The following is a 23,003-nucleotide window of genomic DNA, read 5'->3' as shown; positions in this document are numbered from 1 at the left end:
CGAGACCGGGTGGCCGATCTGCGCCAACCTCCGCGGTCTGGAGCCCATGCCGCTCAAGCCGGGCACCCCGGGAGGAGCAGCGGCCGGAGAACCCGCCGACCCCCGAGTCCGGTCCGCAGGGGACTCGCCAGATGCCGCACCCCAACCGCAACCAGTGATCGCGCTCCGCTCCGCGACCGGCGGAAGGCGGCGCGCCTCGCCTGATCGTGGAGTCTGTGGCGTGTTCTGAGCTGATCGGACGATCTCCGGTGCGACATTCGGCGGCGTGCCCGTGTTCAACCGGACGTCGCTGGTGCGCAGGCGGAATCCCCCGCGCCCCGCGGGCTGGGTGCTGGCCGGGGTCGTCCTCGCGACGCTGCTGAGCAGTCTGCTGGCGGCCGCCCTCCTGATCGCGCTGGTCCTGCTCACCGCGTCCGGAGTGGACGCGGCTCCGGGACAGGTCCTCGCCGCCGCCCCGCTGGTGTGGCTGGCCGCGCACCGGGTGCCGTTGAGCATCGGCCAGGACCCGTTGAGCGCGCTGCCGATGCTGCCGACCTTGGCGCTCGGCTGGTCGGTCGCGGCGTGCAGCGCGAAAGCCGCTCGGAAGCTGCCCGCGACCGTCCACGCCGGTGCGGTGAGCCTGGCGGCCGGGTTCGCCCACGCCTGCTGCGGCGGGCTGCTCGCCCAGGTGCTCGTGCCCCCGGTGGCGGTGCACACCGGGGTGGCGGTCCTCGGCTGCGGGCTGACCTCCGGGTGCGCTTCCGCGATCGGGGTGGCTTGCGGCTGGGCGGGTTCCCGGCTGGACGCGCGGCTGCGCGCCGTGCTCCGGGTGACCGGGGTGGCGTTGGCGGGCGTGGTGGCCGCCGGCGGGATCGCGCTGCTGGCCGGGTGGTGCGCGGCGGCGCCGCGGTCGGTGGCGGGTTTCGCCGCTGCCGGCACTGCGGGGGACGCGTTCGGGTTGGCCGTGCTGTGCCTGCTCTACTTGCCGAACGCGTTGGTGCTGAGCTGGTCGTTCATCGCCGGGCCGGGGTACGCGGCGGGGCCGGTGAGCGTGCAGCTGGTGTCCGACGCCCGACCGCCGGACGTGGGGTTCCCGCTGCTCGCCGCGCTGCCGTCCGCCCACACCCCGGGCCTGTGGCTGGTCGTGCTGCTCCCCGTGGCCACCGGGGTGCTGACCGGGGTGGCGTGCCGGCGCGGCCAGCGCACCGGGGCGGACCGGTTGCTGTGCTTGGGCTGCGCCGCGGTGCTCGTCGCGCTGGTGATGCTCGTGCTCGCCGCGCTGGCCGGCGGGGAGCTGGGGCGCGGACCGCACACCCCGGTCTCCGCGCCCGCGCTGCCGCTCGCGCTGGTCACGCTGTGCTGGACCGGGCTGCCGGCGTTGGGGGCGCTGTGGGTGCTGGAGGGCGCCGGGGCGGCCGAGCGCACCCGGGAGGCGAAGCCGCCTCCTCCCGAGCTCGACCCGGCGGCGGTGGCCGACATCGAGTCGGCGCTGCGCGACGTGCTGGCCGATTCCGACGGGAGGAGCAGTCGAGTGGACGGTGAGGGCTAGACCACTCACCCGGCCCCTGACGGTGGCGCTGCGCCGGTCGGGGCATACGCTGCTGGCGAAGAACGTGCCGTGGCATGTCAGGAGCGAACGCTGAACCCGAGTGCGCCGAGTGAATCCGCAAGCCCCCAGCCGAACCGGTACACCACGTCGAACCCGGCGAGAGTGGTCGTGCTGGTCTCCGGTTCCGGAACGCTGCTGCAAGCCCTGCTCGACGCGACGACCAGGCCGGATTACCCGGTTCAGGTGGTGGCGGTCGGTGCGGACCGGACCGGGATCGAAGGACTCGCCCGCGCCGAGCGGGCTGGCGTGCCGACCTTCACCTGCCGGCTCCGGGACTACCCCAGCCGGGAGGATTGGGATCGCGCGCTGACCGAGGCCTGCGCCGAGCACCAACCGGACCTGGTGGTTTCGGCCGGGTTCATGAAGCTGGTGGGCGCCAGTTTCCTCGACCGGTTCAGCGGCCGGTACCTCAACAGCCATCCGGCTCTGCTGCCGTCGTTCCCCGGCATGCACGGGGTCCGGGACGCGCTGGAGCACGGGGTCCGGGTCACCGGGTGCACGCTGTTCGTCGTGGACGCCGGGGTGGACACCGGGCCGATCCTGGCCCAGCAGGCGGTCGAGGTGCGGCCGGAGGACGACGAGGCATCGCTCCACGAGCGGATCAAGGAGGTCGAGCGGCGGCTGCTGGTCGACACCCTGGAACAGCTGGCGCTGCACGGCTGGACCGTGCAGGGACGGAAGGTGAGTATCCCGTGACCGCGAATTCAGAACAGCGGCGGCCGGTCCGCCGTGCGCTGATCGGCGTGTCCGACAAGTCGGGCCTGTTGGACCTGGCCACCGGGTTGCACGCAGCAGGGGTGGAGATCGTTTCCACCGGTGGCACGGCCCGCGCCATCTCCGCCGCGGGAGTCCCGGTGACTCCGGTGGAGGAACTCACCGGGTTCCCGGAGTCGCTCGACGGCCGGGTCAAGACCCTGCACCCGCGCGTGCACGCGGGCCTGCTCGCCGACCTGCGCCGCCCCGAGCACGAGGCCCAGCTGCGCGAACTGGACATCGCTCCGTTCGACCTGCTGGTGGTCAACCTGTACCCGTTCGTGCAGACGGTGGCTTCCGGCGCCAGCCCCGCCGAGGTGATCGAGCAGATCGACATCGGCGGTCCGGCGATGGTCCGGGCGGCGGCGAAGAACCACGCCAACGTGGCCGTGGTGGTGGACCCCAGCCGCTACGAGTGGGTGCTGGAGCAGATCCGGGCCGGGGGCTTCACCCTGCAGGAGCGCACCGAGCTGGCGGCCGAGGCGTTCCGGCACACCGCGTCCTACGACGTGGCGGTCGCCTCGTGGATGAGCAAGGTCCCGGTGGAGGACGACTCGGTCTTCCCGGGCTGGCTCGGGCAGACCTGGGAGCGGCGTTCGGCGCTGCGCTACGGGGAGAACCCGCACCAGCCGGCGGCGCTCTACGTCTCGGGCGGTGAGGCGACCGGGCTGGCCGCGGCGGCCCAGCTGCACGGCAAGGAGATGTCCTACAACAACTACGTGGACGCGGACGCGGCTTGGCGCGCTGCCCACGACCACGAGCAGCCGTGCGTGGCGATCATCAAGCACGCCAACCCGTGCGGCATCGCGGTGGCCGAGGACATCGCCGAGGCGCACCGCAAGGCCCACGCCTGCGACCCGGTGAGCGCGTTCGGCGGGGTGATCGCGTCGAACCGCGAGGTCTCGGTGCAGATGGCCGAGCAGATCGCCGAGGTCTTCACCGAGGTCGTGGTGGCCCCCGGGTACGCCGAGGGCGCGGTGGACGTCCTCAGCCGCAAGAAGAACATCCGCATCCTGACCGCGCAGCCGCCGGAGCGGAAGCGCGTCGAGATGCGCGCGATCTCCGGTGGCCTGCTGGTGCAGGGCATGGACGCGATCGACGCGGAGGGCGACGACCCGGCCAACTGGACGCTGGCGACGGGGTCCCCGGTGGACGAGCAGACCCTCGCGGACCTGGTGTTCGCGTGGCGGGCGTGCCGGGCGGTCAAGTCCAACGCGATCCTGCTGGCCAACGACGGCGCCACGGTCGGTGTCGGGATGGGCCAGGTGAACCGGGTGGACTCGGCCCGGTTGGCGGTCTCCCGCGCTGGGGACCGGGTCAAGGGGTCGGTGGCGGCTTCGGACGCCTTCTTCCCGTTCGCGGACGGCCCGAAGGTGCTGTTGGAGGCCGGTGTCCGGGCGATCGTGCAGCCGGGCGGTTCGGTGCGGGACGAGGAGACCGTCCGGGCCTGCGAGGAGGCCGGGGTGCCGATGTACTTCACCGGAACTCGCCACTTCGCGCACTGAGGTTCCGCGTTGCGGCGGCGCGGGCGGTGTCCCGCGCCGCTTTCGCATCTGCGGGCCGGGTGGGCCGAACGCGGGATCTCCTGGTGAGCGGGAAGTTTCGCGCCACCCCGGACGTTCACCAATTCGGGTAGTAGATCTTGACTGGGATCACAGATCAAGGTTTACTTGATGTTGTTCGAACTTAAGTTCGATTTTCGAAGTGGCAGCTGTCGGGGGTTGCCATTTCGCCGGAGTCAGCCTGCGTGGGTGCAGGCGCAGGACTGGCTCCACCGCTGTCGCTTCCGCAGCGGGGGTGTGCTGCCGTCCGGGTTCGGGGCCGGCCGGTGGTGGTCCCGGTGCGGGGAGACGGCGGTGTTCGCGCTGGTCTCCAGCGGCCCGGCGCGCCGTGGTTGACGGGGTGCCGCGGGGTGTGCGGGCCGTTGGAGGAGCGCTTGCCGCGGGACGGGCGCCGCCAGCGCGGACGAATTCGCCGTCGTGCTGCCTTGGTTTCGGGGTGTGCCGAGGCAGCGCGGCGACACCGCATGCACGTGGCTGCTCGGCGCGGGTGGGCCGGTCCGCACCGGACTGCCCGGTGCGCCGCGCGAGACCCGTTGCGGCGCACCGGTGTTCGATCCGCTGCTCGTCACGCTGCACCGGAGCGTCCGCCGACCCGCGCCGAAGCCGAATGCTGGTTAGCGTGACAAGGGTGGAAGCCCCACGTGTGGTCGCTCGCCCGACACGCCGGGAATTCCTGCTGGGTGCAGGCCTGCTGGTCGCGTCCGCCCACGTCGGCTGCTCCGCCCCGCCGGAACCGGCCCGGGAGGACGGTTGGCTGTTCGGCCCCTACCAGGCCGGCAGCACCGAACTGGACTTCGACGAAAGCTCCCTGACCCCGGTGGAACTGCCGCACTGCGCCCCGGAGCTCTCCTGGTGGCGCTGGCACCCGCGGGACTGGGACCGGGTGTGGGTGTACCGCTGCCACCGCCCCGAACTGCCCCGCGGGCAACGGGAGGTCGTGCACTTCGACGGGGTGCTCTCCGCTGCCGAAGTCTTCGTCAACGGCCAGCGCGTCGGCGGACGGGTCGGCGGCTACCTGCCGTTCGAATGCGAGCTCACCGACCGGCTCACCAGACCCGACAACGTGGTGGCCGTGGTGGTGGACTCCAGGTGGGGCCTCGACGTGCCACCCGACCGCCCCGAACCGCAGAAGCCCTGGTCGATCGACTTCTACCAGCCCGGCGGGCTGGTCCGCGGCGTCGAATTCCGCCGGCTCCCGCAGGTCTTCTGCACCGAACTGCACGCCAAGCCCGAGAACGTCGGCGGACCCGACCCGCGCGTGACCGTCACCGGGAAGCTCGACTCCGGCCACCTCGCCGGAACCTTCGACGTCAGCGCCCAACTCGTCGACGGCGCGCAAGTCCTGGCCGAGGGGGCCACCCGGGTGCGCACCGCCGGCGACGAGCTCGCGCCCTTCACCATCACCCTGCAGGACCTGCCGGAAGTCCAGCTGTGGGACCTGGACTCGCCGAAGCTCTACGAGGTGCTGGTCAACACCCCCGGCGGGCAGAGCCGGGTCCGCATCGGCTTCCGCGACCTCCGGTTCGAAGTGGACGGTTTCTACTTGAACGGTCGACGCGTCCAGCTGTTCGGGCTCAACCGGCACGAGTGGTACCCCTACGTCGGGGCGGCGATGCCCGACCGGGTGCACCGGCGGGACGCGCAGATCCTGAAGGAGGAGCTGAACTGCGCGATGGTGCGCTGCTCGCACTACCCGCAGTCGGAGGCCTTCCTGGACGCGTGCGACGAACTGGGCCTGCTGGTGTGGGAAGAAGCCCCCGGCTGGGACTACATCGGCGACCAGACCTGGCGGGACCGGGTGCTGCGCGACGTCTCCGGCATGGTGCTGCGGGACCGCAACCACCCCAGCATCATCGCCTGGGGAACCCGGCTCAACGAAACCGAAGACGACGTCGCCCTCTACTCGAAGACCCGGGCGATCGCCAACGAACTCGACGGCACCAGGGCCACCACCGGCGCGGTCAACAGCTCGGTGGTCGCCCAAGGACCGGTCGTCCCCACCCCGTTCCGCGACCCGTTCGCCACCACCCCGCTGGTGCAGGACGTCTTCGCCTTCAACGACTACCTGGTGCCCCCTCCCGGGCAACTGCCCACCCTGCGGGAGCCGCGCACCGACCTGCCCTACATGGTGAGCGAAGCCGTGGGCGTGCTGACCGGGGCGAAGGCGTTCCGCCGCACCAGCCCGGTGCGGGTGCAGGCGGACCAGGGCGTGCTGCACGCCGCGGTCCACGACAAGGCCATGTCCACCCCGCAGTACATGGGGTTGCTCGGCTGGTGCGCGTTCGACTACCCGTCCGGCTACGGCAACGCCGAGGACAGCATCAAGTGGGCCGGGGTGTGCGACTTCTTCCGGGAACCCAAGCTGGGGGCCGGTTTCTACCAGTCCCAAACCGATCCGGCGAACCGGCCGGTGATCGTCCCGGCGTTCTACTGGGGACCCGACACCGGCCCCATGGCCGACGCGGTGATCTGGTCCAATTGCGACCGCCTGGAGGTGCGCGTCAACGGGGTCGCGGTGCCGCCGCCGCGGCTCGACCGCGACCGCTTCCCGCACCTGCGCCACCCGCCGTTCCTGGTGTCGCTGCCCGCGGCGTCCGGGGACCTGCGCATCGACGGGTGGGTCGGGCAGCAGCTCGTGGCTTCCCGGCGGTTCTCCGCCGACCCGCGGCAGGACGAGTTGCAACTGTTCACCGACGACCAGGACCTGGAGGCCGACGGCGCGGACGCGACCAGGGCAGTGGTGGCCGTGGTGGACCGCTACGGCGCGCGGCGCGGTTTCGCCGGTGGCAGGGTGCACTGGCGGGTGTCGGGCCCGGCGACCCTGGTCGGGGACAACCCGCTGGACCTGGGGCACAACGGCGGGATCGGCGCGGTGTGGCTGCGGACCCGGCGCGACCGGCCGGGGCGGATCAGGCTCACCGCAGCCCACCCCGCGCTGGGCAGCCGGTCGGTGACCGTCACCGCCCACTGAGGCTCAGGCCAGGCCGCACCGCCGGATCGCCAGCAGCACGTAGGCCTTCGCAACCCGCTCCAGCTCCGCCACCGCGACGTGCTCCTGGTGGGAGTGGGCGTACTCGATCTCCCCCGGCCCGTACTGCAGCGCCGGCACCCCGGCCGCCGCGTACAGCCGCAGATCCGTGCCGTACGGGCCGCCGAGCGGCTTCGGCGGTTCCGCACCGGTGGCGGCCACCGCCTCCTGCAGTTCCGGCAGCAGCGGGTGGTTCTCGGGCAGCCGCCCGGACGCGAACTGGCCGCCCGGCCAGCTCACCCGCACCGGGTTCTCCGCCAGCCACGGGTCCCCGGCGCACGCCTCCGCCACCGCGTTCTCGAACTCGGCCTTGGCGTCCTCGAGCGACTCGCCGAGCCGCACCCCGTACCGGCCTTCGGCGACCGCCAGGTCCGGCACCGTGCTGGCCCAGTCACCGGCGCGCACCACCCCGATCGAGAGCGGGTAGGCGACCTCCAGGTGGGCCAGCAGCGGGTCCGGGTCGGCGTTGCGGCGGGCCTCCAAGTCCCGCAGCACCGGCAGCAGGCCCGCCAGCTTCTCCACGGCGTTCACGCCGCGGGAGCGGGTGGCGCCGTGGGTCGGCCGGCCCGGGACCTCCAGGCGGAAGGTGAGCGACCCCCCGTTGGCCACCACCACGGAGCCCGAGCTGGGTTCGGCCAGCACGCACGCCTCGGCCCGGTGGCCGCGCTGCAGGGTCGCGAACGTGCCGCAGCCGCCGTCCTCCTCGCCGCTGACCGCGTGCACCCCCAGGGGTTTGCGCAGCTCGATCCCGGCGGTGCGCAGGGCGCGCAGGGCCCCGAAGATCGCCGCCACCCCGCCTTTCATGTCGCACGTGCCGCGGCCGTGCGCGACCCCGTCGACCACCCGCAGGGCGTAGGGGTCCCGGTTCGGCCACAGCTCCAGGTCACCGGGCGGCACCACGTCGGTGTGCCCGTAGAAGACCAGGGCGGGGGTTCCGGCGGTGCTGGACACGCCGACGCAGCCGTAGCCGGTGTCCCGCTCCACCTCCTGCCCGGGGAAGTCCGGGTGCGCGGCCAGGTCCGGCACCTCGTAGCGCCAGTGGTCCACCTGGTAGCCGAGGGAGGCCAGTTTGTCGGCGCACCAGTGCTGCGCCTGCTGCTCGGCCTCGGTTCCGCCGACGCTGGGGATCGCCACCAGTTCCGCCAGGTCGGCCAGGACGCCGTCGATGTCGACGGCGTCCAGCGCGCGCTGTTCTTCGGCCGTCGGAGAGCTGCTGTTGCCGTTCACGTCCCCGAGTCTCGCTCACCCGACCGAATGATCGGGGGGTGGCTACCATCCTGGCGTGGCCGAAGGTGACAACACCGGACGGAACTTCGAGATCGGCAAAGACGGGCTGGGTGGCATCGTCGTCGGGCTGGACGGCAGCCCGGCCAGCTTCCACGCGGTCGCCTGGGCGGCGGGGCTGGCCAGGCGGGAACGGGCCCGACTGGTGATCGTCTACGTCGAATCAGTGGGCGGCGTGGCCTACTGGTCGCCGATGGGCGTGGCGGTGGCCAGCGAGGCGGCCGAGAGCCTGGTCGAGGAGTTGAAGCAGGAAGTCGTCAACCACTTGGAAGGGGAAGCGATCGACTGGGACTTCGTCCACCACCGCGGTGATCCGGCCGTCGGCCTGGAGCAGGTGGCCGAGCAGTACCGGGCTGACCTGATCGTCGTCGGCAGGTCCCGCCGACGCGGCGGTCTGCTGGGCACTGTTCCGGCGACCCTGGTGGTGGAGGCGGTGCGCCCGGTCGTCGTGGTGCCGTGAAAGCGGAAGTGGCTCGTCCGCCGAGGCGAACGAGCCACTCCTCACCGTCCGGTCAGCTCACTCCATCGTCGGCCGCGGCGCTTCGTTCGCCGGCAGCTCCACCAGCGAGCCGTCCGCGAGCAGCTCGCTGATCGACGCCGGCAGCACGTAAGCGGTACCGCCACCCGGCTGGTCGAACCACGGCACCGCGGTGCCCCGCAGCGCCTGCATCGGCCGCTGCACCCGGTAGGCGAAGTAGGGCCGGTTGGCCCACTGCGGCGGCAGCGAGCGGTGGCTGTACGGGGTGCGGGCCGCGTACACCACGTTGCCGTTCGGCTCGCCGAACCGGTCCACCTCGGTGCCCGGCTGCAGCATGATGTGCCGCCGGTCCCGGTACAGGGTCAGCGGTGGTTCGCCGTTGAGCGGCTGGATCTGCTTGGGCGGCTGCACCGGCCCCTGCGGCGCCCCCTGCGGGCGAGGCGGAACCGGCGGGACCGGGCCCTGCGGGCGGGGCGGGACGCCCGGCCCGACTCCCGGCCCAGGTCTGCGGTCGGCACCGCCCGGTCCGGGCTGCGGAGCCCCCGGCGGGGGCACGGGTGCGCCCTCCGGGGTGCGCGGCTGCCGCTTCGGCAGCGGAGGTGGAGTCGCGGCGCCCCCGGCAGGACCACCGGGACGCGGGGCGGCCGGCTGGCCCATCGGCGGGGAAGGCGGACCCGCGGGCGCCGGGCGCTCCGGCTGCTGCTGCTGCTGGAAACCGCCCTGGAAACCGGCGGGTTCTTCCGCGGCGGCCGGGGCGGCCGGCGGTTCCGGCGGCAGCGGCGGCTCCGGCGGTGCGCTCGGCGCGTCGGTCGGCTCCTGGTGCGCGGTGAACAGCGGGTTCCCGCTCGGCTTCGGCTCGGCCGGTGCTTGCGGTTCGGCCGGCCCCTGGGCCGCTTCGGTCGCGGCCGGCTCCGACCGCTCCTCCGGCTCGGCCGGCTCGGCGGGTTCTGCCGGCTCGTTCGCGGCGGCCGGTTCGACGGACTCCGGCTGTTCCGCCACCGCTGCGGAGGTCTCCTCCGGTTCCTCGACCGCCGGCTGCGCGGCCGCGGGCTTGTTCAGCAGCAGGCTGCCCAGCAGGTAAGCAGCGGCCTGCTCGGCCCGGGCGAACCGCACCTCCGGCTCCCCGGCGCGCGCGACCACCCACTCCGCGCCGTCGGCCACCAGCGAAAGCGCGTCCTCGTCGCGGCTGCCGATCCGGTAGCTGTCCTCGGCCACCTGGTGTTCGGCGAGCCGGGCGCGCAGCACGTCGAGCACCTCCTCGGCCTGGGCGGAGTCCTCGACCGCGGGCTGCGGTTCCTCCGCCGCCTCCACCGGTTCTCCTGCCGCGGCGCTCTCGGTGTCGACCGGTTCGTGCTCTTCCCGCTCTTCCCGCGGCACCTCCGGGGTGTCGGGGAGCTCGGGCTCGGCCGAGGCCGGCACTTCCGGTTCCAGCTCGGCGATGTCCGCGGGCTGCGGTTCCGGCTCGGCCGCGGCGACGTCGGTGGCCTGCGGCTCGGGCTCCGCGGTCTCCGCCGTCGGCTCTTCCGGCTGCTGCGGGGCCGGTGCCTCTTCCGGGGCGTCCTGCGGCGCGGCGCCGATGGCGGTCTCGGCGACCGGCTCCGCCACCGGCTGCTCAGCGGCACCGGTCGGCTGCTCGTCGGTCTCGGCCGGCTGCTCGGTGGTGGTGGTCGCGGCGATCTGGGCGGCCTGCCGGGCCTGTTCGCTCACCTCGGGGAGCTCGAACCGGCGGGCGCGCAGGTGGTCCAGGAACTCCGGCTCCGGCGGCACCCCGTACTGCGACAGGTAGTAGCCCACGGCGCCCGGCCACAGCCAGGAGCCGTCGGTGTGCCAGGTGTCGGGCACCGAGGCCGGGCGGCTCGAGTCGAGCTGGTCGGGCAGGTTGGTCGGGCCGGTGAACACGATGGGCGCGTTCTCCAGGTAGTTGCGCAGCGCGCCGATCTCCTCCATCGGCACCGGCGGGCGGTTGCCGACCACGGGGCGGCCTTCCGCGTCGGTCCCGTCGAAGACCTCGACCTTGCGGAACTCCTCCGGGGCCGGCGGGGTGGCCGGGACGCCGCTGTCGGCGGCGGGCTCGGCGGTCGGCGCTTCGCCCACCGGTTCCTCGGGCGCCGCCGGTTGCGCGTCGGCGGCCGGCAGGTCGGTTTCCGCGGCGGGTTCGGCGGGGGACGCGGTTTCCGCGGTGCTCACCGGGTCGGGCGCCGCGGCGGGCGGTGCGGTGGGTCCTGGTTCGTCGGTGGTCGGCTGGGTGGGGGCCGGTTCCGCCGCGGCCGGGGCGTAGCCGGGTTCCGGTTGGGCACCGGGCCCCGGGGCGGGGGCGTCGCCGGCGGGCTGCTCGTTGCGCTGGGTCGCTCCGTCGATGATCGCCCGCATCCAGTCCGGGATGTTCTCTTCGGTCCGCGGGTACCGCTGGAGCTCATCCAGGTAGGCGGCCGGCGGCAGCGGGCGCTGCCACCGCGGCTCGGAATCGAAGTTGATGTCGATCCGGTAGCTCGACGGACGTTCGACCACGTACAGGGCACTCAGCCAAGTGCCCACGTCCGGCCGGTACATTCCTTCGCGGAGACGCTCGAAAATGCTCTGCAGCTCGTTGGGCGGGTCCCAAGCCCGGCTGGCACCGTCCTGCGAGGTGATCTCACCCAACAGATCGCGGTACTCACCGGTGGCGCGGTACTCCACCGTGATCTCCTGCCAGTCCTCAGGGGCGTTCTGTAATAGCAGGATCCCGATCTGCCGGGCTATCTGCTCCTGCTCTTCCGGACTGATCGCTGTCGGACGCGACATGGGTGACATCCTCCCCCTCTCAACCAGGCACACCGACCTCACCCCGCCCGAGACGCTACTCGAAGCGGGCAGCAGCTCGTGCTTTGGCATGGCGGGATCCAGCGCCGCTCCACCGGGCCGCCCACCTGCCTCCGCTGCCTGCTCCGCCAGGCACGATCCCGCCGGGCAAGCCTGCCGTCACCGGGTCTGGAAGAACATCACACCACCAGGTGGGATTTGTCGGCGGGGTGAGCACGACGGTTGCCGGAGGGGTGCGAGTCGGCGGAGCGCGGAACGCTAACCGGGGCGAGCGGTCCGGTCGAGTGATGAAGAACACAACTGCACGTCGTTCGGTGCTGCTCCCGCGTGCTCGCCGCTGAACCGTGCTCGCCACACGCCCCAAGAATTACGGGATCACGCTTGCTGGATGAACCGAAGAACACTGTAGTTACGTGACTGTGTCTTCAGTGCAATCGCGTCCGCGGGTCCGCGCCCGGGTCCTCGGCATGGTCGGCGCCACGGTGGTCGGGGTGTTCCTGGCGCTCCAGGCTCGGATCAACGGGGCGCTCGGCGCCGAATTGGACGACGGAATAGCCGCCGGGACGATCTCCTTCGCGGGTGGGCTCGTGGTGCTGCTGGTCGGCACCGCCCTGCTGCCCCAGGGCCGCCGCGGCGTGCGCCGGCTGGCCGCCGCCCTGCAGGAGGGGGGAGGGCTGCGCCCGTGGCAGTGCCTCGGCGGGGTGTGCGGCGGTTACCTGGTGTTCTCCCAGGGGATGGCGGCCGCGGAGCTCGGCGTCGCCCTGTTCACCATCGCGGTGGTCGCCGGGCAGATCACCAGCAGCCTCCTGGTCGACCGGTTCGGGCTGGGCCCGGCAGGATCGCAGCGGGTGACGGCCAACCGGTTGATCGGCGCGGCGCTCACCCTGGTGGCGGTGGTCGTCGCGGTGTCGGCGAAGTTGAGCAGCGCGCACGTCAGCTGGATGGTGCTGCTGCCGCTGCTGGCCGGCGCCGGGGTCGGGTGGCAGGCGGCGGTCAACGGCCGGGTGCAGCAGGCGGCCGGTTCCACGCTCACCGCGGGCGCGGTGAACTTCGCCGTCGGGTTCACCGCGCTCGCGATCGCTTTCTCGATCGAGGTGCTGCTGCGCGGTTTCCCGGAGCTGACGCCGCAGCCCTGGCTGTACACCGGCGGGCTGCTGGGCATCTTCGTCATCGGCGGCTCGGTGGGCCTGGTGCGCTACACCGGGGTGCTGCTGTTGAGCCTGGGCATGATCTCGGGGCAGTTGATCGGCGCCCTGCTGCTGGACCTGCTCCTGCCGGCGGCCGGGACCGGGATCTCGGTGTCCACCGTGGCGGGTGTGCTCATCACCTTGCTCGCCGCGGCCGTCGCCTCCATGCCGGACCGGGCGGGACGGGCCGTGCCGCGTCTGCCACGATAAACAGCCGTGAGTGCGACGATTCTGGACGGCAAGGCCACGAAAGACGCCATTTACGAAGAGTTGCGGCAACGGGTCGCCCGGCTCTCCGAGCAGGGCAGAACACCAGGACTGGCGACCGTGTTGGTGGGTGATGATCCGGCGTCGCACTCCTACGTGCGCGGCAAGCACAACGACTGCGCGAAGGTCGGCATCAACTCGATCCGCAAGGAACTGCCGGCGGACGCCACCCAGGCCGACGTGGAGGCCGTGCTGGACGAGCTGAACGCCGACCCGGCCTGCACCGGCTACATCGTGCAGCTGCCGCTGCCCAAGCACTTGGACGCCGGTCCGCTGCTGGAGCGCATCGCCCCGGAGAAGGACGCCGACGGGCTGCACCCGATCAGCCTCGGGAAGCTGGTGCTGGGCGAGCCGGCGCCGCTGCCGTGCACCCCGCGGGGCATCGTGGAGCTGCTGCGCCGCTACGAGGTGCCGTTGAACGGCGCGCAGGTCGCGGTCGTCGGTCGGGGGATCACGGTGGGCCGCTCCATCGGTCTGCTGCTGACCCGGCGCAGCGAGAACGCGACGGTCACCCTGTGCCACACCGGGACCCGGGACCTGGCCGCCGAGGTGAAGCGGGCGGACATCGTGGTGGCCGCGGCCGGCAGCCCGCACCTGATCACGCCGGACATGGTCAAGCCGGGCGCCGCGGTGCTGGACGTCGGGGTGACCCGCACCGAGGCCGGTCTGCAGGGCGACGTGCACCCGGACGTGGCGGAGGTGGCGGGCTACCTGTCGCCGAACCCGGGTGGTGTCGGCCCGATGACCCGGGCCATGCTGTTGACCAACGTGGTGGAAGCGGCGGAGCGCAGCGCTGCCGGCTGACCGCGCCCGGGGCGCACGGAAGGACCCCATGAGCGATCGGTGGATGAGCAATCCGCACGTCCAGCAGCACCTGGCGTTCGGCGGGGTGCTGCTGGTGGTACTGCTCGGTTTCCTGCGGATCTCCCTGGGGCACTGGCGGGAAGGCACGGTGCTGATGGGGATCGCGCTGCTGGTGGCGGCGGTGCTGCGGGTGGTCGTGCCGCCGGAGCGGTGCGGGTTGCTCAAACTCCGCAGCCGCCCGGTGGACGTGGCCCTCTACGGTGGTTTGGGCGCGGCGATCGTGGCGGTGGCGGTGACCATCACCGGCGGCCCGTTCGGCTGAGCCGGGTCACTCCCACCAGAACGACCAGGTGCGCCGGCCCCTGATCTCCTGGGCGTAGCCGGCGATGCTGCCGGGTTTCTGCGCGATCCGGTCCGGGCAGAAGGTCCAGTGCTCGGCGGCCACCGCCGTGGCGTGGTCGGGGTCCATGGGAGGCGCGGCCACGCTCAGGTCCAGCCGGTCCGGTCCGAGCCGCAGCACCCGCACCCCGAACCGGTCTTCCCAGCTGCGCAGCAGCGCCGACAGCCCCGCGTTGCGGGACACGTGGTTGGTGGCCCCGGACCAGCCGAGCACGGTCAGCACGTCGGCCCCGCGCTGCACCGGCACCAGGGCCAGGCGGGTCTGCTCGTCGATGAAGCGCGGCACCTGCTGGTTGGCCAGCACGTCGGGGTCGGCCAGCAGGCTCCCCGGTGGCGCCAGCTCGGGGCAGGTGTAGTCGAAGGGGTCCAGGATCTCCAGGTCGTAGGCGGGGCCGAGGTCGTCGTCGGCTTCCACCAGGCCGTTCCAGATGCGGCTCATGACGTCGGCCGGCTGCCAGCGGTCGATGTGCTCCAGCGGTTCCGGCGGGATCACGCCGACGGTGCAGCGCTCGCCGTAGACCTCGTCGTTGTCGCACAGCAGCAGCGGCCACATCCCGGTGCGCCGGTGGTCCGCCCGGAGGGCGGCGACCAGCGGCGCGGAGGGAGGCTCGGCGCTGACCCAGCACAGCGGTGCCGGGTTCTCCACCAGCGCGGTCTGCTCGGTGAGGATTTCTCCGGGCGGCAGCGGTGTGGAGAACTCCACTTCGAGCCCGAAGGCCGCGGACAGGCCGGCTGGTGCTTCGGAAAGCTGGTCTTCTCGCAACACTTCACCGCCTCCTTGCCGACGCCCCTTCGCGCCGACCACCTTAAGAAGTGCAGGCGGCGGAATGGCGAACGGTCAGCGATCGTGGCCGTAGCGTAGCGCCGCGGCCACAGAAAAAGGGAGGCCTTGGGGTGGCCTCCCGGTCGTACGGCGGAGGGAGAGGGCCGTGGGCGGCTTCAGTCTCCCCGGCGGGACTGCGGCGGTACCACAACGCTGTCGCTTCCGGGGAAGACGAGGCGCTCATGACCGTCTGCGAACCGGACCAGGTAGGGCGGTTCGCCGTCCGGGCCGCGCACTTCGACGATCTCACCGATGCGGTCGGTCATGTCGACCTGATTGCTGTGCATGTGCAGCTGGTCCCCAACAGCAGCCTTCATCACCATCACCTCCGCATCCCCAGCGTAAGCGGATCGCCGGGGATGCGCATCGGTGGAACGCCTGGTGGGGCCCGGAAGGGCTACTGCTCTTCGAGGCAGGCGTCGGAGACCTTCTCGACCTTGTTCATGTGCTCTCCCAGCCACTCCAGTTCGTTCTCCGCGGTGATCTCGCCGGAGGCGACCTGCTCCACCGAGGCGCGGACCTCTTCCAGGGCGCTCTTGGTGTCGGGGTCCGAGGTCTTGGCGATCAGGTCGTCGAGCTCCTGGATCTTGGTCTCGGCTTCCCGCTTGGCCTGTTCCGGGTTTTCGAAGCTCGGCGCGAACCCGGTGGCGGTGCTGACCGCGTCGAAGCAGGCCGTTGCCGCGTTCAGGTCGTCCACCGCCTCCTGGAACTCGTCGGTGGTTTCCTGCGCGGTGGTCTCGGTGGCGGGGGCCTCGCTCCCCGCGCTGCCGCAGGCGGTCAGACCGGTCAGCAGGGGGAGTGCCAGGACAGCTGCCACAAGCCGCACTCGGGCGCGCATGCGTTCCTCCAGGTCTCGAGTCGATCTTCGGCCTGAGACCCTAGCGCCCGGTTGGGCGGCGCGCGGGCGTTTTGGGATTTTCACGAAGGTGCGATCCAGCGCATGACTTCCGGCGGGAGGTCCAGCTGGGCCAGCCAGGGCGCGGCCCCCACCCGGTACAGCACCACGGTGCTCAGCACCGCGGCGACCGCGGTGAGGGTCGGTCCGACGATGGCCATCTCCACCCGGCCGCCGGTCTTGATCCGGAACTTCTTCGGCGGCGAGACCGGGTACCAGGTCTTCCCGCCGAGCGGGAGCGGCCACAGCATGGGGCAGCCCTGTTCGGTGATGGCGTCCCCGATGTAGTGGGCGGTGCAGCCGATCATGACCGCCACCCCGAAGGCGGCGGCGTCGGTGGGCTGGTCCCCGGCCCACGCCCAGCAGGCGCAGGTCAGCAGCAGCGAGGCGACGGAGATCAGGATGGCGTCCTGCTTGGGGCACCAGTTGTGCATGATTCCGCGGACCGCCAGACCGGCGAAGACGAACATCAGGATGCCGAGCGCGGTGCCCTCGCTCTGCTGCACGATGGCGGTGGTGATCAGCCCGGCCAGCACGGCGAACACCAGGGTGTGAGTGAAACCACGGTGGGTTCCGCTGCGGTTGCTGTCCCGGGAGGTGCGGGTAACCCGGTAGACGAAACCGCTGAACTTGCTGATCGCCGAGGAGGCGCCGCGGGAGATGCCGCCGAAGGTGGAGGCCACCGTCGATTTGGGGTGGTCGATGTCGGGCAGCAGGGCGGCTCCCGAGGCGAGGGTCGCGCCCACGATCCAGGTTTTCGGGGTCAACTGCCCTATCGCGTGCGTGTCGGCCAGTGCGGTCACCGCTGCCCACGCGGCCAAGCCGCTCATCGCGTGCGTCGGTCCGGTTGCCACGCCGCCCCCTCCGTGATCGTGTCTCCGAGGGGCAGCCTAAGGCCGCTGGGTGACGGGACAGTGACGCATCCCGTGCCGGGATGGGCTGGTGTTCGTCGGAGGGGGTCGGCACAATCGATCCGGAATAGCAGTACGCTTGTACCGCTATAGCAGTACGCTTGTACCGCTAGCATCTCGCGAGAGGAGCACCCCGCCACATGAGCAAGATCAAGGTCCAGGGCACCGTAGCCGAACTCGACGGCGACGAGATGACCCGGATCATCTGGTCCTTCATCAAGGACAAGTTGATCCACCCGTACCTGGACATCAACCTCGACTACTACGACCTGGGCATCCAGAACCGGGACGCCACCGACGACCAGGTCACCATCGACGCCGCCCACGCGATCGCCAAGCACGGCGTCGGCGTCAAGTGCGCCACCATCACCCCGGACGAGGCGCGTGTCGAGGAGTTCGGGCTGAAGAAGATGTGGCGCAGCCCGAACGGCACGATCCGCAACATCCTGGGCGGCGTCATCTTCCGGGAGCCGATCGTCATCTCCAACATCCCGCGGTACGTGCCGGGCTGGACCAAGCCGATCGTCATCGGCCGTCACGCCCACGGTGACCAGTACAAGGCCACCGACTTCAAGATCCCGGGCCCGGGCACGGTGACCATCACCTACCCCCCGGAGGACGGCGGCGAGCCGGTGGAGATGGAGGTCGCCAAGTTCCCGGCCGAGGGCGGCGTCGCCATGGGCATGTACAACTACCGGCGCTCCATCGAGGAGTTCGCCCGCGCTTCCTTCCGCTACGGCCTGCAGCGCGGCTACCCGGTCTACATGTCCACGAAGAACACGATCCTGAAGGCCTACGACGGCATGTTCAAGGACGTGTTCCAGGAGATCTACGACAACGAGTTCAAGGCCGAGTTCGAGGCCAAGGGCCTGACCTACGAGCACCGGCTGATCGACGACATGGTCGCCAGCGCCCTGAAGTGGGAGGGCGGCTACGTCTGGGCCTGCAAGAACTACGACGGTGACGTGCAGTCCGACACCGTCGCCCAGGGCTTCGGCTCGCTGGGCCTGATGACCTCCGTGCTGATGACCGAGGACGGCACGGTCGAGGCCGAGGCCGCCCACGGCACGGTGACCCGCCACTACCGGCAGCACCAGCAGGGCAAGCCGACCTCCACCAACCCGATCGCCTCGATCTTCGCCTGGACCCGCGGCTTGCAGCAGCGCGGCAAGCTCGACTCCACCCCGGAGGTCGTGGGCTTCGCCGAGACCCTGGAGAAGGTCGTCATCGAGACCGTCGAGAGCGGCAAGATGACCAAGGACCTGGCGCTGCTCGTCGGCAAGGACCAGCAGTGGCTGACCACCGAGGAATTCCTCGCCGCGCTGGACGAGAACCTGCAGAAGAAGATGGCCGAGCGCTGATCCGGTCCTTCTCGCAGCCTTTCGACGCCGCTCCCGTTCCCGGGGGCGGCGTCTTCGTCTTCGGGCACCACCGGGGGCGCGGTCGTCGTCGCGCTCCCGGTGGTTCGTGGTCGCTGCGCGGGAAAGTCGCTTGCCCCCGGCCTTCTGATCGGCTGCTCCTCGTGCTGGAGGGGCTGCCGGGCGATCGGTGTTGACCGGGGGGCTCGCCGGGCTTGCCCGGAGGTCCGCGCGGCTGCGCGGTCGCTGCTCGGCCGGCGGGCTGCGCGTTCCCGTTTCCGGGTGCGGCGCGGGTGCGTTCCCGCGGTCGGTCAGCGCGGTCCCCCCCCGGGGTGTGCTGATCGGGGCGGTGGCGCGCTGGGCGGCGCTTCGGGTGGGGAGGGCGTGCTCTCGGCTGCTTCGCGCGGGTCGCTGCCGGGGGTGGCGCCGAGGAATTGCGCCAGCTCGAGGACGCCGTGGGGGAGGGGGTTGTGGCGGCTGGTCGAGGTGCGGGTGTCGCGGGGCAACGGCTGCGCTTCTTGCGCGGACGAGCACATCGAGGAGGCTCGGGCGGAGGGGGAGAGCGGGCAGTGCCTGTGCGCGTTGACCGCGTGGCGCGACACCTCGTTCTTCACCGAGCGGGCTGCCCTGGCGTTGTTCTTCACCGAGCGGGCTGCCCTGGCGTTGATCGAGGCGGTCACCTTGGCACGGCGGGCACGTGCTGGGCGAGGTGTGCGACGCGGCGGCCGAGCAGGTCAGCGAGGAGGAGCTGGGCCATCTGCTGTGGTCGATCGTCGTGGTCAACTCCTTCAACCGGATCGCGATCAGCACGCGCCTGCGGGTCGGGAGGAGCTGACCGCTGTTCGGCGGGTCGTGGTCACCGCGGGTGGCCGGTGAGCTGCTGTCTCGGTTTCCGGTGATCGCGCAGGTGCGCCCGCGGCGGGGTGCGGTGCTCGGGGGGGGGCCGGAAGTGGTGGGGGGTGTTCGGAGCCGATCAAGCCTTCGGTATCCTTGTAGGCGAACGCGGCGAGATGGACCGCGGTGGGCGCGATTAGCTCAGTGGGAGAGCGCTACCTTGACACGGTAGAGGTCGCTGGTTCAATCCCAGCATCGCGCACCGGGAGAGAGCCCCAACCGATGATCACGTTGGTTGGGGCTTTTGCTTTTGGGTGCACCGGGGCCGGTTGGTCTCGTGCTGCGCTTCCGCGGAGGGGTTCTCCGCGGGCTGATCGTTCTGGGGCTTTTCGGGGTGGAGCGGTTGTCGTTCCCGCTCGTGCTCGAGCGAGCGTCTTCGGTGCTTCGCCCGTGGCGATCGAGGCGCGCTGTTCAGTCCTCTGTGGATGGTCGGCTCGCTCGTCCTCTTCTCGTGCCGCGAACACCGCGCGCTAATTGTCCACAGTGGCCTGAGTGCAGGCGTGCATTCCGCTGATTGCCGCGGTTCGACGCAGAGACGATCGGGATTTCGGCGTGGTGCAGCGGAATTCGGCCAGCTGGAAGGTTTCGCTGGAACAGCAGCGGCTGGATTGGCCGTGCGTGCTCCGGAATTCGGTGACCCTGGTAGGGGCGATGGTGACCCGAGGGCAAAGGTGCTGGTGGTGGGGTGTGTTGATGTTTTCAAGGTGCGGTTGGTTGCGGCGCGGGGGAAGTTGTGCACGGTGCCGGTTCCCCTGCTCTTCTCCGACGGCTCAGCGCTGCTGCGCACCGTGACCCCCGTGGTGGTCAAAGGACCGGCGAACCGGGACGAACGAGGACAACGGACGCGATCGCAGAAGTGGCTGCTGCCCGAGAACCCGGGTGGGACGTCTACCTGGTGAAAAACCTGCGGCGCAAAGCCGAAACCCTCGGTCTCGACCCGGAAGTCGAACTGGTGTCGGTGGAACGGGGCGGCCCCAAGCGCTCCTTCGCCGTCGGCCGCGGCTCGAAAGTCGGCGCCGAAGTCGACGTCCTGCTCTCCGGCGACCCCAAAACCCTGCAAGCCCTGTGGTCGTGGGGTCTGGGCGTGGGCACCAGCGCCGGTTTCGGCGCAGTGCGGATATGACCACGGCGAACCAGGCTCAAGACGCCGAACACGTGAGCCCACCGCCCGCCGCGCCGACCCGGCCCTGACCCGCCGGCCGCACGAACCCGCCGACCGATCGCTGCAGGCCCGCGAGCGAACCGCCGCTCGCGACGACGCCCTGAACCGCAGTCCTTGCTCGTGGAGCACCCGCCCTGACGCCGCGGAGATCGACGGTCGAGCCCAGCTCCGCCCACCCGTTGCCGCCCAGCCGGCAGGACTCCGGACACGGGGTCAACGGAACCCGCTCGTCACCACCAGCCACCGGCGAACTCCTCCCCAGCCCGGGGCTGCTGCGCCCGTTCCGAGGAAGGTGTTGCGCAGGGTAGCGGGCGTCCGCGGAACGTCATTCATCCGAGTTCACTTGCGGTTTCCTGCTTGGCCCGGCTGCCGGCGGGCAATCCAAGGGGCAACGCCTGGTGACGGGTTGGTCGAGGCCTGAGGGAGGCCTGCGATGGCAATGGGCTCTAAGGTGTTCCTCGCCGTAGCAGCGGGATACGCCCTCGGACGCACGCGCAAGATGAAACTGGCGATCACCATAGCCGGCCTGCTCGCCGGGCGGCGGATCGCCACCGACCCCAAGGAACTGCTGCGGCAATCCGTGCACTACCTGGAGTCCTCCCCGGAGCTGCAGAGCGCGCTCCAACAGCTCCGCGGCCAACTGGTCGACGCCGGCAAAGCCGTGGCCACCGCCTCGGTCGCCAACCAGGTCGAATCCATCAGCGACCGGATCGAAGCGATGGCGGCCAACGTGCGCGGCACCGGCCAGCAGTCCGGGGAAACCGGGGAATCCTCCGAAGAGAGCGGCGAATCCACCGAGCCCCGGGAGCGCGCCGAAGAGGAGAGCGAGCAGCAGGAGCAGCGCGCGGAACCCGAACCGGAACAGGACACCGAGACCGCACAAGAGCCCAGCGCTGAAGCGGAAACCGAGCCGGAGACCAGCGCCGAGCCGGAGCAGGACACCGGCGCCGAGCAGGAGCGGGAAGCCCCGGCCGAGGTGCCCCGCCCGCGCAACCAGCGCGGCAGCGCAGCACGCGAGCGCTCCGGCCAGCGGCGCACCCGGTCGGCGGAGAGCTCCGCCCGGCGGGTGCCGAGAACCCCGGCCAAACCAGCCCGCCCGTCCGGCAAATCCAGACCACGTCCCCGCAGGGAGCAGTGATGAGCGAGTCCGCAAGCAAGCAGGGAAGCGGGCAGCAGGCCGGCAATCTGCTCAACGAACTGCCGCTGGACCGGCTGCGGGACAGCGCGCAAGACCTCCTGTTCGCCTTCGCCGAGCGAGCGGTCGGCTCGGCCGGCAAGCGCGTGGAGGACTTCACCCGCAGCCTCACCGAAGGCGGCGGTGGCGGGAACCCGCTCGGCAGCCTGCTGTCCGCGGGGCAAACCGCGGCGAAAGTCGCCAAACCGGTGCAGGCCGCCACCTCCGGGCTCAAAGGAGCCGCCTCGGGGGCCAAGGACATGGCGGAAAAAGCCGGCCAAGCGGTGGGCGGCGGAGGCTCCAGCGGGGGCGCGACCACCGCGCGGGTCACCAACATCCTGGAGAAGATCGACGTCGGGGTGCCGATCCGGCTGGCCTACGACCAGTGGACCCAGTTCGAGGACTTCCCGAACTTCATGCGCAAGGTCGAGAAGGTCGAGCAGGAGTCCGACGAGAAGGTCAACTGGACCGCCCGGATCTTCTTCTCGCACCGCACCTGGAAGGCCACCATCCTGGAGCAGATCCCCGACGACCGGATCGTCTGGGTGTCCGAAGGCAACCTCGGCTACGTCAACGGGGCGGTCACCTTCCACGCGCTGGCCCCCAACATGACCCGGATCATCGCCGTCCTCGAATACCACCCGCAGGGGTTCCTGGAGAAGACCGCGAACCTGTGGCGGGCGCAGGGCCGCCGCGCCCGGGCCGACATCCGGCACTTCGTGCGGCACGTGCTCACCCAAACCGTGCTGGAACCCGACCAGGTGGAGGGCTGGCGCGGCGAGATCCGCAACGGCGAAGTGGTCAAAACCCACGAGGAAGCGATCCGGGAAGAGCAGGAAGCCGCCGAAGAGGACACCGGCGAGGAGTACGACGAGGGCGAGTACGAGGACGAGGACTACGCGGAAGAAGAGGAACCCGAAGAAGCCGAAGAACCCGCCCCGGCGCGCTAAGGACCGGCCTCGTCGTCCCGCTCCGGCCGCAACCGGGCGAGGATCTCGTAGTCCACCCGGACATCCCGGTAGGTCACGCCGGGCTGCACCGGGTCGGGCAGGTTCTTGCGGACGCTGTGCGAGATCGAGTCGTCCGCGGCCTGCCCGGTGAACTCCACGCTGGTGCGGGGAGCCTCGTCGAAGCGCAGCTCATCGGCGTTGACCGTGCTCTCGAAGCTGATGTCCGGTTGCGCGCACTCGGCTATTCCGAACGCCTCGGCCCAGGTCGTTTGGCCGGAACCCGCCGGCTTCTTCGCTCCGCGCTGCTCCTGCTCGGCGCTTCTTTTCCCGCCCGACCGTTGGGTTCGCCGTTCTCCCGGCGGGGGGAGTCCGAGTCGCCCGTGACCTGTTCGGCGGTGCCGCGGACGGTTTCCGCGCCCGCCGCGCCGGTGTCGCGAACCGTCCTGCTGGTCTCCTCGCCGACGTCCTCGACGGCTTCCCCGGCACCGCGGCCGACGCCTTCGACCGCCGCACCGGCGCCGCGACCGACGCCTTCGACAGCTTCACCGGTGTCCTCGACGGCTTCGCCCGCGCCCCGGCCGACGTCCTCGACCGCGCCGCCCGCGCCCCGGCCGACGTCCTCCACGGCGCCACCGGCGCCCTCGCCGACGCTTTCGACGGCGCCACCGGCGCCCTCGCCGACGCTCT

20 protein-coding genes, 1 tRNA gene and 2 pseudogenes are annotated in these 23,003 nt (G+C 71.4%); 15 read left to right on the top strand and 8 right to left on the bottom strand.

What is annotated here, in order from left to right; translation table 11 throughout:
* Nucleotides 1-265: 265 nt before the first annotated feature.
* From SREC43747_RS0115595 to SREC43747_RS0115580, 4 genes are all read left to right on the top strand, one after another.
* On the top strand, nt 266-1,528 hold the full coding sequence (locus tag SREC43747_RS0115595; protein ID WP_037332230.1) for a cell division protein PerM: 1,263 nt from the start codon (nt 266-268) through the stop codon (nt 1,526-1,528).
* A gap of 162 nt (nt 1,529-1,690) precedes the next feature.
* Nucleotides 1,691-2,284 carry a phosphoribosylglycinamide formyltransferase gene (gene purN / locus SREC43747_RS0115590; protein WP_037332228.1) on the top strand — a complete coding sequence of 198 codons (594 nt, stop codon included), beginning with the start codon at nt 1,691-1,693 and terminating at the stop codon, nt 2,282-2,284.
* Nucleotides 2,281-3,846 (top strand): bifunctional phosphoribosylaminoimidazolecarboxamide formyltransferase/IMP cyclohydrolase, encoded by a 1,566-nt coding sequence (purH, locus tag SREC43747_RS0115585; protein WP_029722238.1) that lies wholly within the window; start codon nt 2,281-2,283, stop codon nt 3,844-3,846. Before purN ends, purH begins: the two co-directional genes overlap by 4 nt.
* A gap of 685 nt (nt 3,847-4,531) precedes the next feature.
* Nucleotides 4,532-6,874 (top strand): glycoside hydrolase family 2 protein, encoded by a 2,343-nt coding sequence (locus SREC43747_RS0115580; protein ID WP_236623220.1) that lies wholly within the window; start codon nt 4,532-4,534, stop codon nt 6,872-6,874.
* 3 nt (nt 6,875-6,877) lie between these two features.
* On the opposite strand, the gene SREC43747_RS0115575 is transcribed toward SREC43747_RS0115580, so the two are convergent.
* The gene (locus SREC43747_RS0115575) at nt 6,878-8,158 is read right to left on the bottom strand and encodes an ArgE/DapE family deacylase (RefSeq protein ID WP_029722236.1); all 1,281 of its coding nucleotides are present in this window, start codon (nt 8,156-8,158) and stop codon (nt 6,878-6,880) included.
* Nucleotides 8,159-8,213: 55 nt separating this feature from the next.
* On the opposite strand from SREC43747_RS0115575, the gene SREC43747_RS0115570 reads away from it, so the two are divergent.
* Entirely contained in the window at nt 8,214-8,675 is a 462-nt protein-coding gene (locus tag SREC43747_RS0115570) for a universal stress protein (protein ID WP_029722235.1), read from the top strand.
* A 57-nt stretch (nt 8,676-8,732) separates the two neighbouring features.
* Here SREC43747_RS0115570 and SREC43747_RS22180 read toward each other — a convergent pair whose 3' ends face one another.
* A complete protein-coding gene (locus SREC43747_RS22180) occupies nt 8,733-11,474 on the bottom strand; it encodes a glycohydrolase toxin TNT-related protein (RefSeq protein ID WP_029722234.1) in 2,742 nt (913 codons plus the stop codon).
* 431 nt (nt 11,475-11,905) lie between these two features.
* Here SREC43747_RS22180 and SREC43747_RS0115560 point away from each other — a divergent pair, with 431 nt between their 5' ends.
* Genes SREC43747_RS0115560 through SREC43747_RS0115550 form a run of 3 tightly spaced genes read left to right on the top strand, consistent with a single transcriptional unit; the run spans nt 11,906 to nt 14,072 of the window.
* Nucleotides 11,906-12,889 carry a DMT family transporter gene (locus SREC43747_RS0115560; protein ID WP_236623219.1) on the top strand — a complete coding sequence of 328 codons (984 nt, stop codon included), beginning with the start codon at nt 11,906-11,908 and terminating at the stop codon, nt 12,887-12,889.
* Between the two features lie 6 nt (nt 12,890-12,895).
* Nucleotides 12,896-13,750 (top strand): bifunctional methylenetetrahydrofolate dehydrogenase/methenyltetrahydrofolate cyclohydrolase, encoded by an 855-nt coding sequence (locus tag SREC43747_RS0115555; protein WP_029722232.1) that lies wholly within the window; start codon nt 12,896-12,898, stop codon nt 13,748-13,750.
* A 28-nt stretch (nt 13,751-13,778) separates the two neighbouring features.
* Nucleotides 13,779-14,072 (top strand): DUF3017 domain-containing protein, encoded by a 294-nt coding sequence (locus tag SREC43747_RS0115550; RefSeq protein WP_051388076.1) that lies wholly within the window; start codon nt 13,779-13,781, stop codon nt 14,070-14,072.
* A gap of 6 nt (nt 14,073-14,078) precedes the next feature.
* Here the strand turns inward: SREC43747_RS0115550 and SREC43747_RS0115545 are convergent, their stop codons facing one another.
* From SREC43747_RS0115545 to SREC43747_RS0115530, 4 genes are all read right to left on the bottom strand, one after another.
* Complete coding sequence (locus SREC43747_RS0115545) at nt 14,079-14,915, bottom strand: DUF4253 domain-containing protein (RefSeq protein WP_029722228.1); 837 nt, start codon at nt 14,913-14,915, stop codon at nt 14,079-14,081.
* Between the two features lie 173 nt (nt 14,916-15,088).
* Nucleotides 15,089-15,289 carry a DUF1918 domain-containing protein gene (locus tag SREC43747_RS0115540; protein ID WP_029722227.1) on the bottom strand — a complete coding sequence of 67 codons (201 nt, stop codon included), beginning with the start codon at nt 15,287-15,289 and terminating at the stop codon, nt 15,089-15,091.
* A gap of 80 nt (nt 15,290-15,369) precedes the next feature.
* Nucleotides 15,370-15,810: a DUF8711 family protein gene (locus SREC43747_RS0115535; protein ID WP_152528438.1), complete on the bottom strand. Its 441-nt coding sequence runs from the start codon at nt 15,808-15,810 to the stop codon at nt 15,370-15,372.
* Between the two features lie 80 nt (nt 15,811-15,890).
* Complete coding sequence (locus SREC43747_RS0115530; protein ID WP_037332223.1) at nt 15,891-16,721, bottom strand: metal-dependent hydrolase; 831 nt, start codon at nt 16,719-16,721, stop codon at nt 15,891-15,893.
* Between the two features lie 197 nt (nt 16,722-16,918).
* On the opposite strand from SREC43747_RS0115530, the gene SREC43747_RS0115525 reads away from it, so the two are divergent.
* From SREC43747_RS0115525 to SREC43747_RS0115500, 7 genes and pseudogenes are all read left to right on the top strand, one after another.
* Nucleotides 16,919-18,139, top strand: coding sequence for an NADP-dependent isocitrate dehydrogenase (locus SREC43747_RS0115525; RefSeq protein WP_029722224.1), 1,221 nt, complete (start codon nt 16,919-16,921; stop codon nt 18,137-18,139).
* Between the two features lie 99 nt (nt 18,140-18,238).
* Nucleotides 18,239-18,721: pseudogene (locus tag SREC43747_RS22310) on the top strand (hypothetical protein); the annotation flags it as partial.
* A gap of 112 nt (nt 18,722-18,833) precedes the next feature.
* Complete coding sequence (locus SREC43747_RS22020) at nt 18,834-18,971, top strand: carboxymuconolactone decarboxylase family protein (protein WP_236623217.1); 138 nt, start codon at nt 18,834-18,836, stop codon at nt 18,969-18,971.
* Nucleotides 18,972-19,160: 189 nt separating this feature from the next.
* Nucleotides 19,161-19,232, top strand: a tRNA-Val gene (locus SREC43747_RS0115515).
* A gap of 654 nt (nt 19,233-19,886) precedes the next feature.
* The gene (locus SREC43747_RS22015) at nt 19,887-20,153 is read left to right on the top strand and encodes a CRISPR-associated endoribonuclease Cas6 (protein WP_051388074.1); all 267 of its coding nucleotides are present in this window, start codon (nt 19,887-19,889) and stop codon (nt 20,151-20,153) included.
* Between the two features lie 472 nt (nt 20,154-20,625).
* On the top strand, nt 20,626-21,330 hold the full coding sequence (locus SREC43747_RS0115505; protein ID WP_152528437.1) for a hypothetical protein: 705 nt from the start codon (nt 20,626-20,628) through the stop codon (nt 21,328-21,330).
* Complete coding sequence (locus SREC43747_RS0115500) at nt 21,330-22,316, top strand: SRPBCC family protein (protein WP_051388073.1); 987 nt, start codon at nt 21,330-21,332, stop codon at nt 22,314-22,316. Before SREC43747_RS0115505 ends, SREC43747_RS0115500 begins: the two co-directional genes overlap by 1 nt.
* On the opposite strand, the gene SREC43747_RS0115495 is transcribed toward SREC43747_RS0115500, so the two are convergent.
* The gene (locus tag SREC43747_RS0115495; protein WP_236623216.1) at nt 22,313-22,474 is read right to left on the bottom strand and encodes a hypothetical protein; all 162 of its coding nucleotides are present in this window, start codon (nt 22,472-22,474) and stop codon (nt 22,313-22,315) included. The two genes, SREC43747_RS0115500 and SREC43747_RS0115495, sit on opposite strands and share 4 nt — an antisense overlap.
* Before the next feature lie 83 nt (nt 22,475-22,557).
* Nucleotides 22,558-23,003: pseudogene (locus tag SREC43747_RS22010) on the bottom strand (hypothetical protein); the annotation flags it as partial.

This window comes from Saccharopolyspora rectivirgula DSM 43747 (assembly GCF_000497205.1).
GTDB lineage: Bacteria > Actinomycetota > Actinomycetes > Mycobacteriales > Pseudonocardiaceae > Saccharopolyspora > Saccharopolyspora rectivirgula.
Note: the sequence above shows the minus strand (reverse complement) of the source record. Positions and strands in the feature narration are given on the sequence as shown.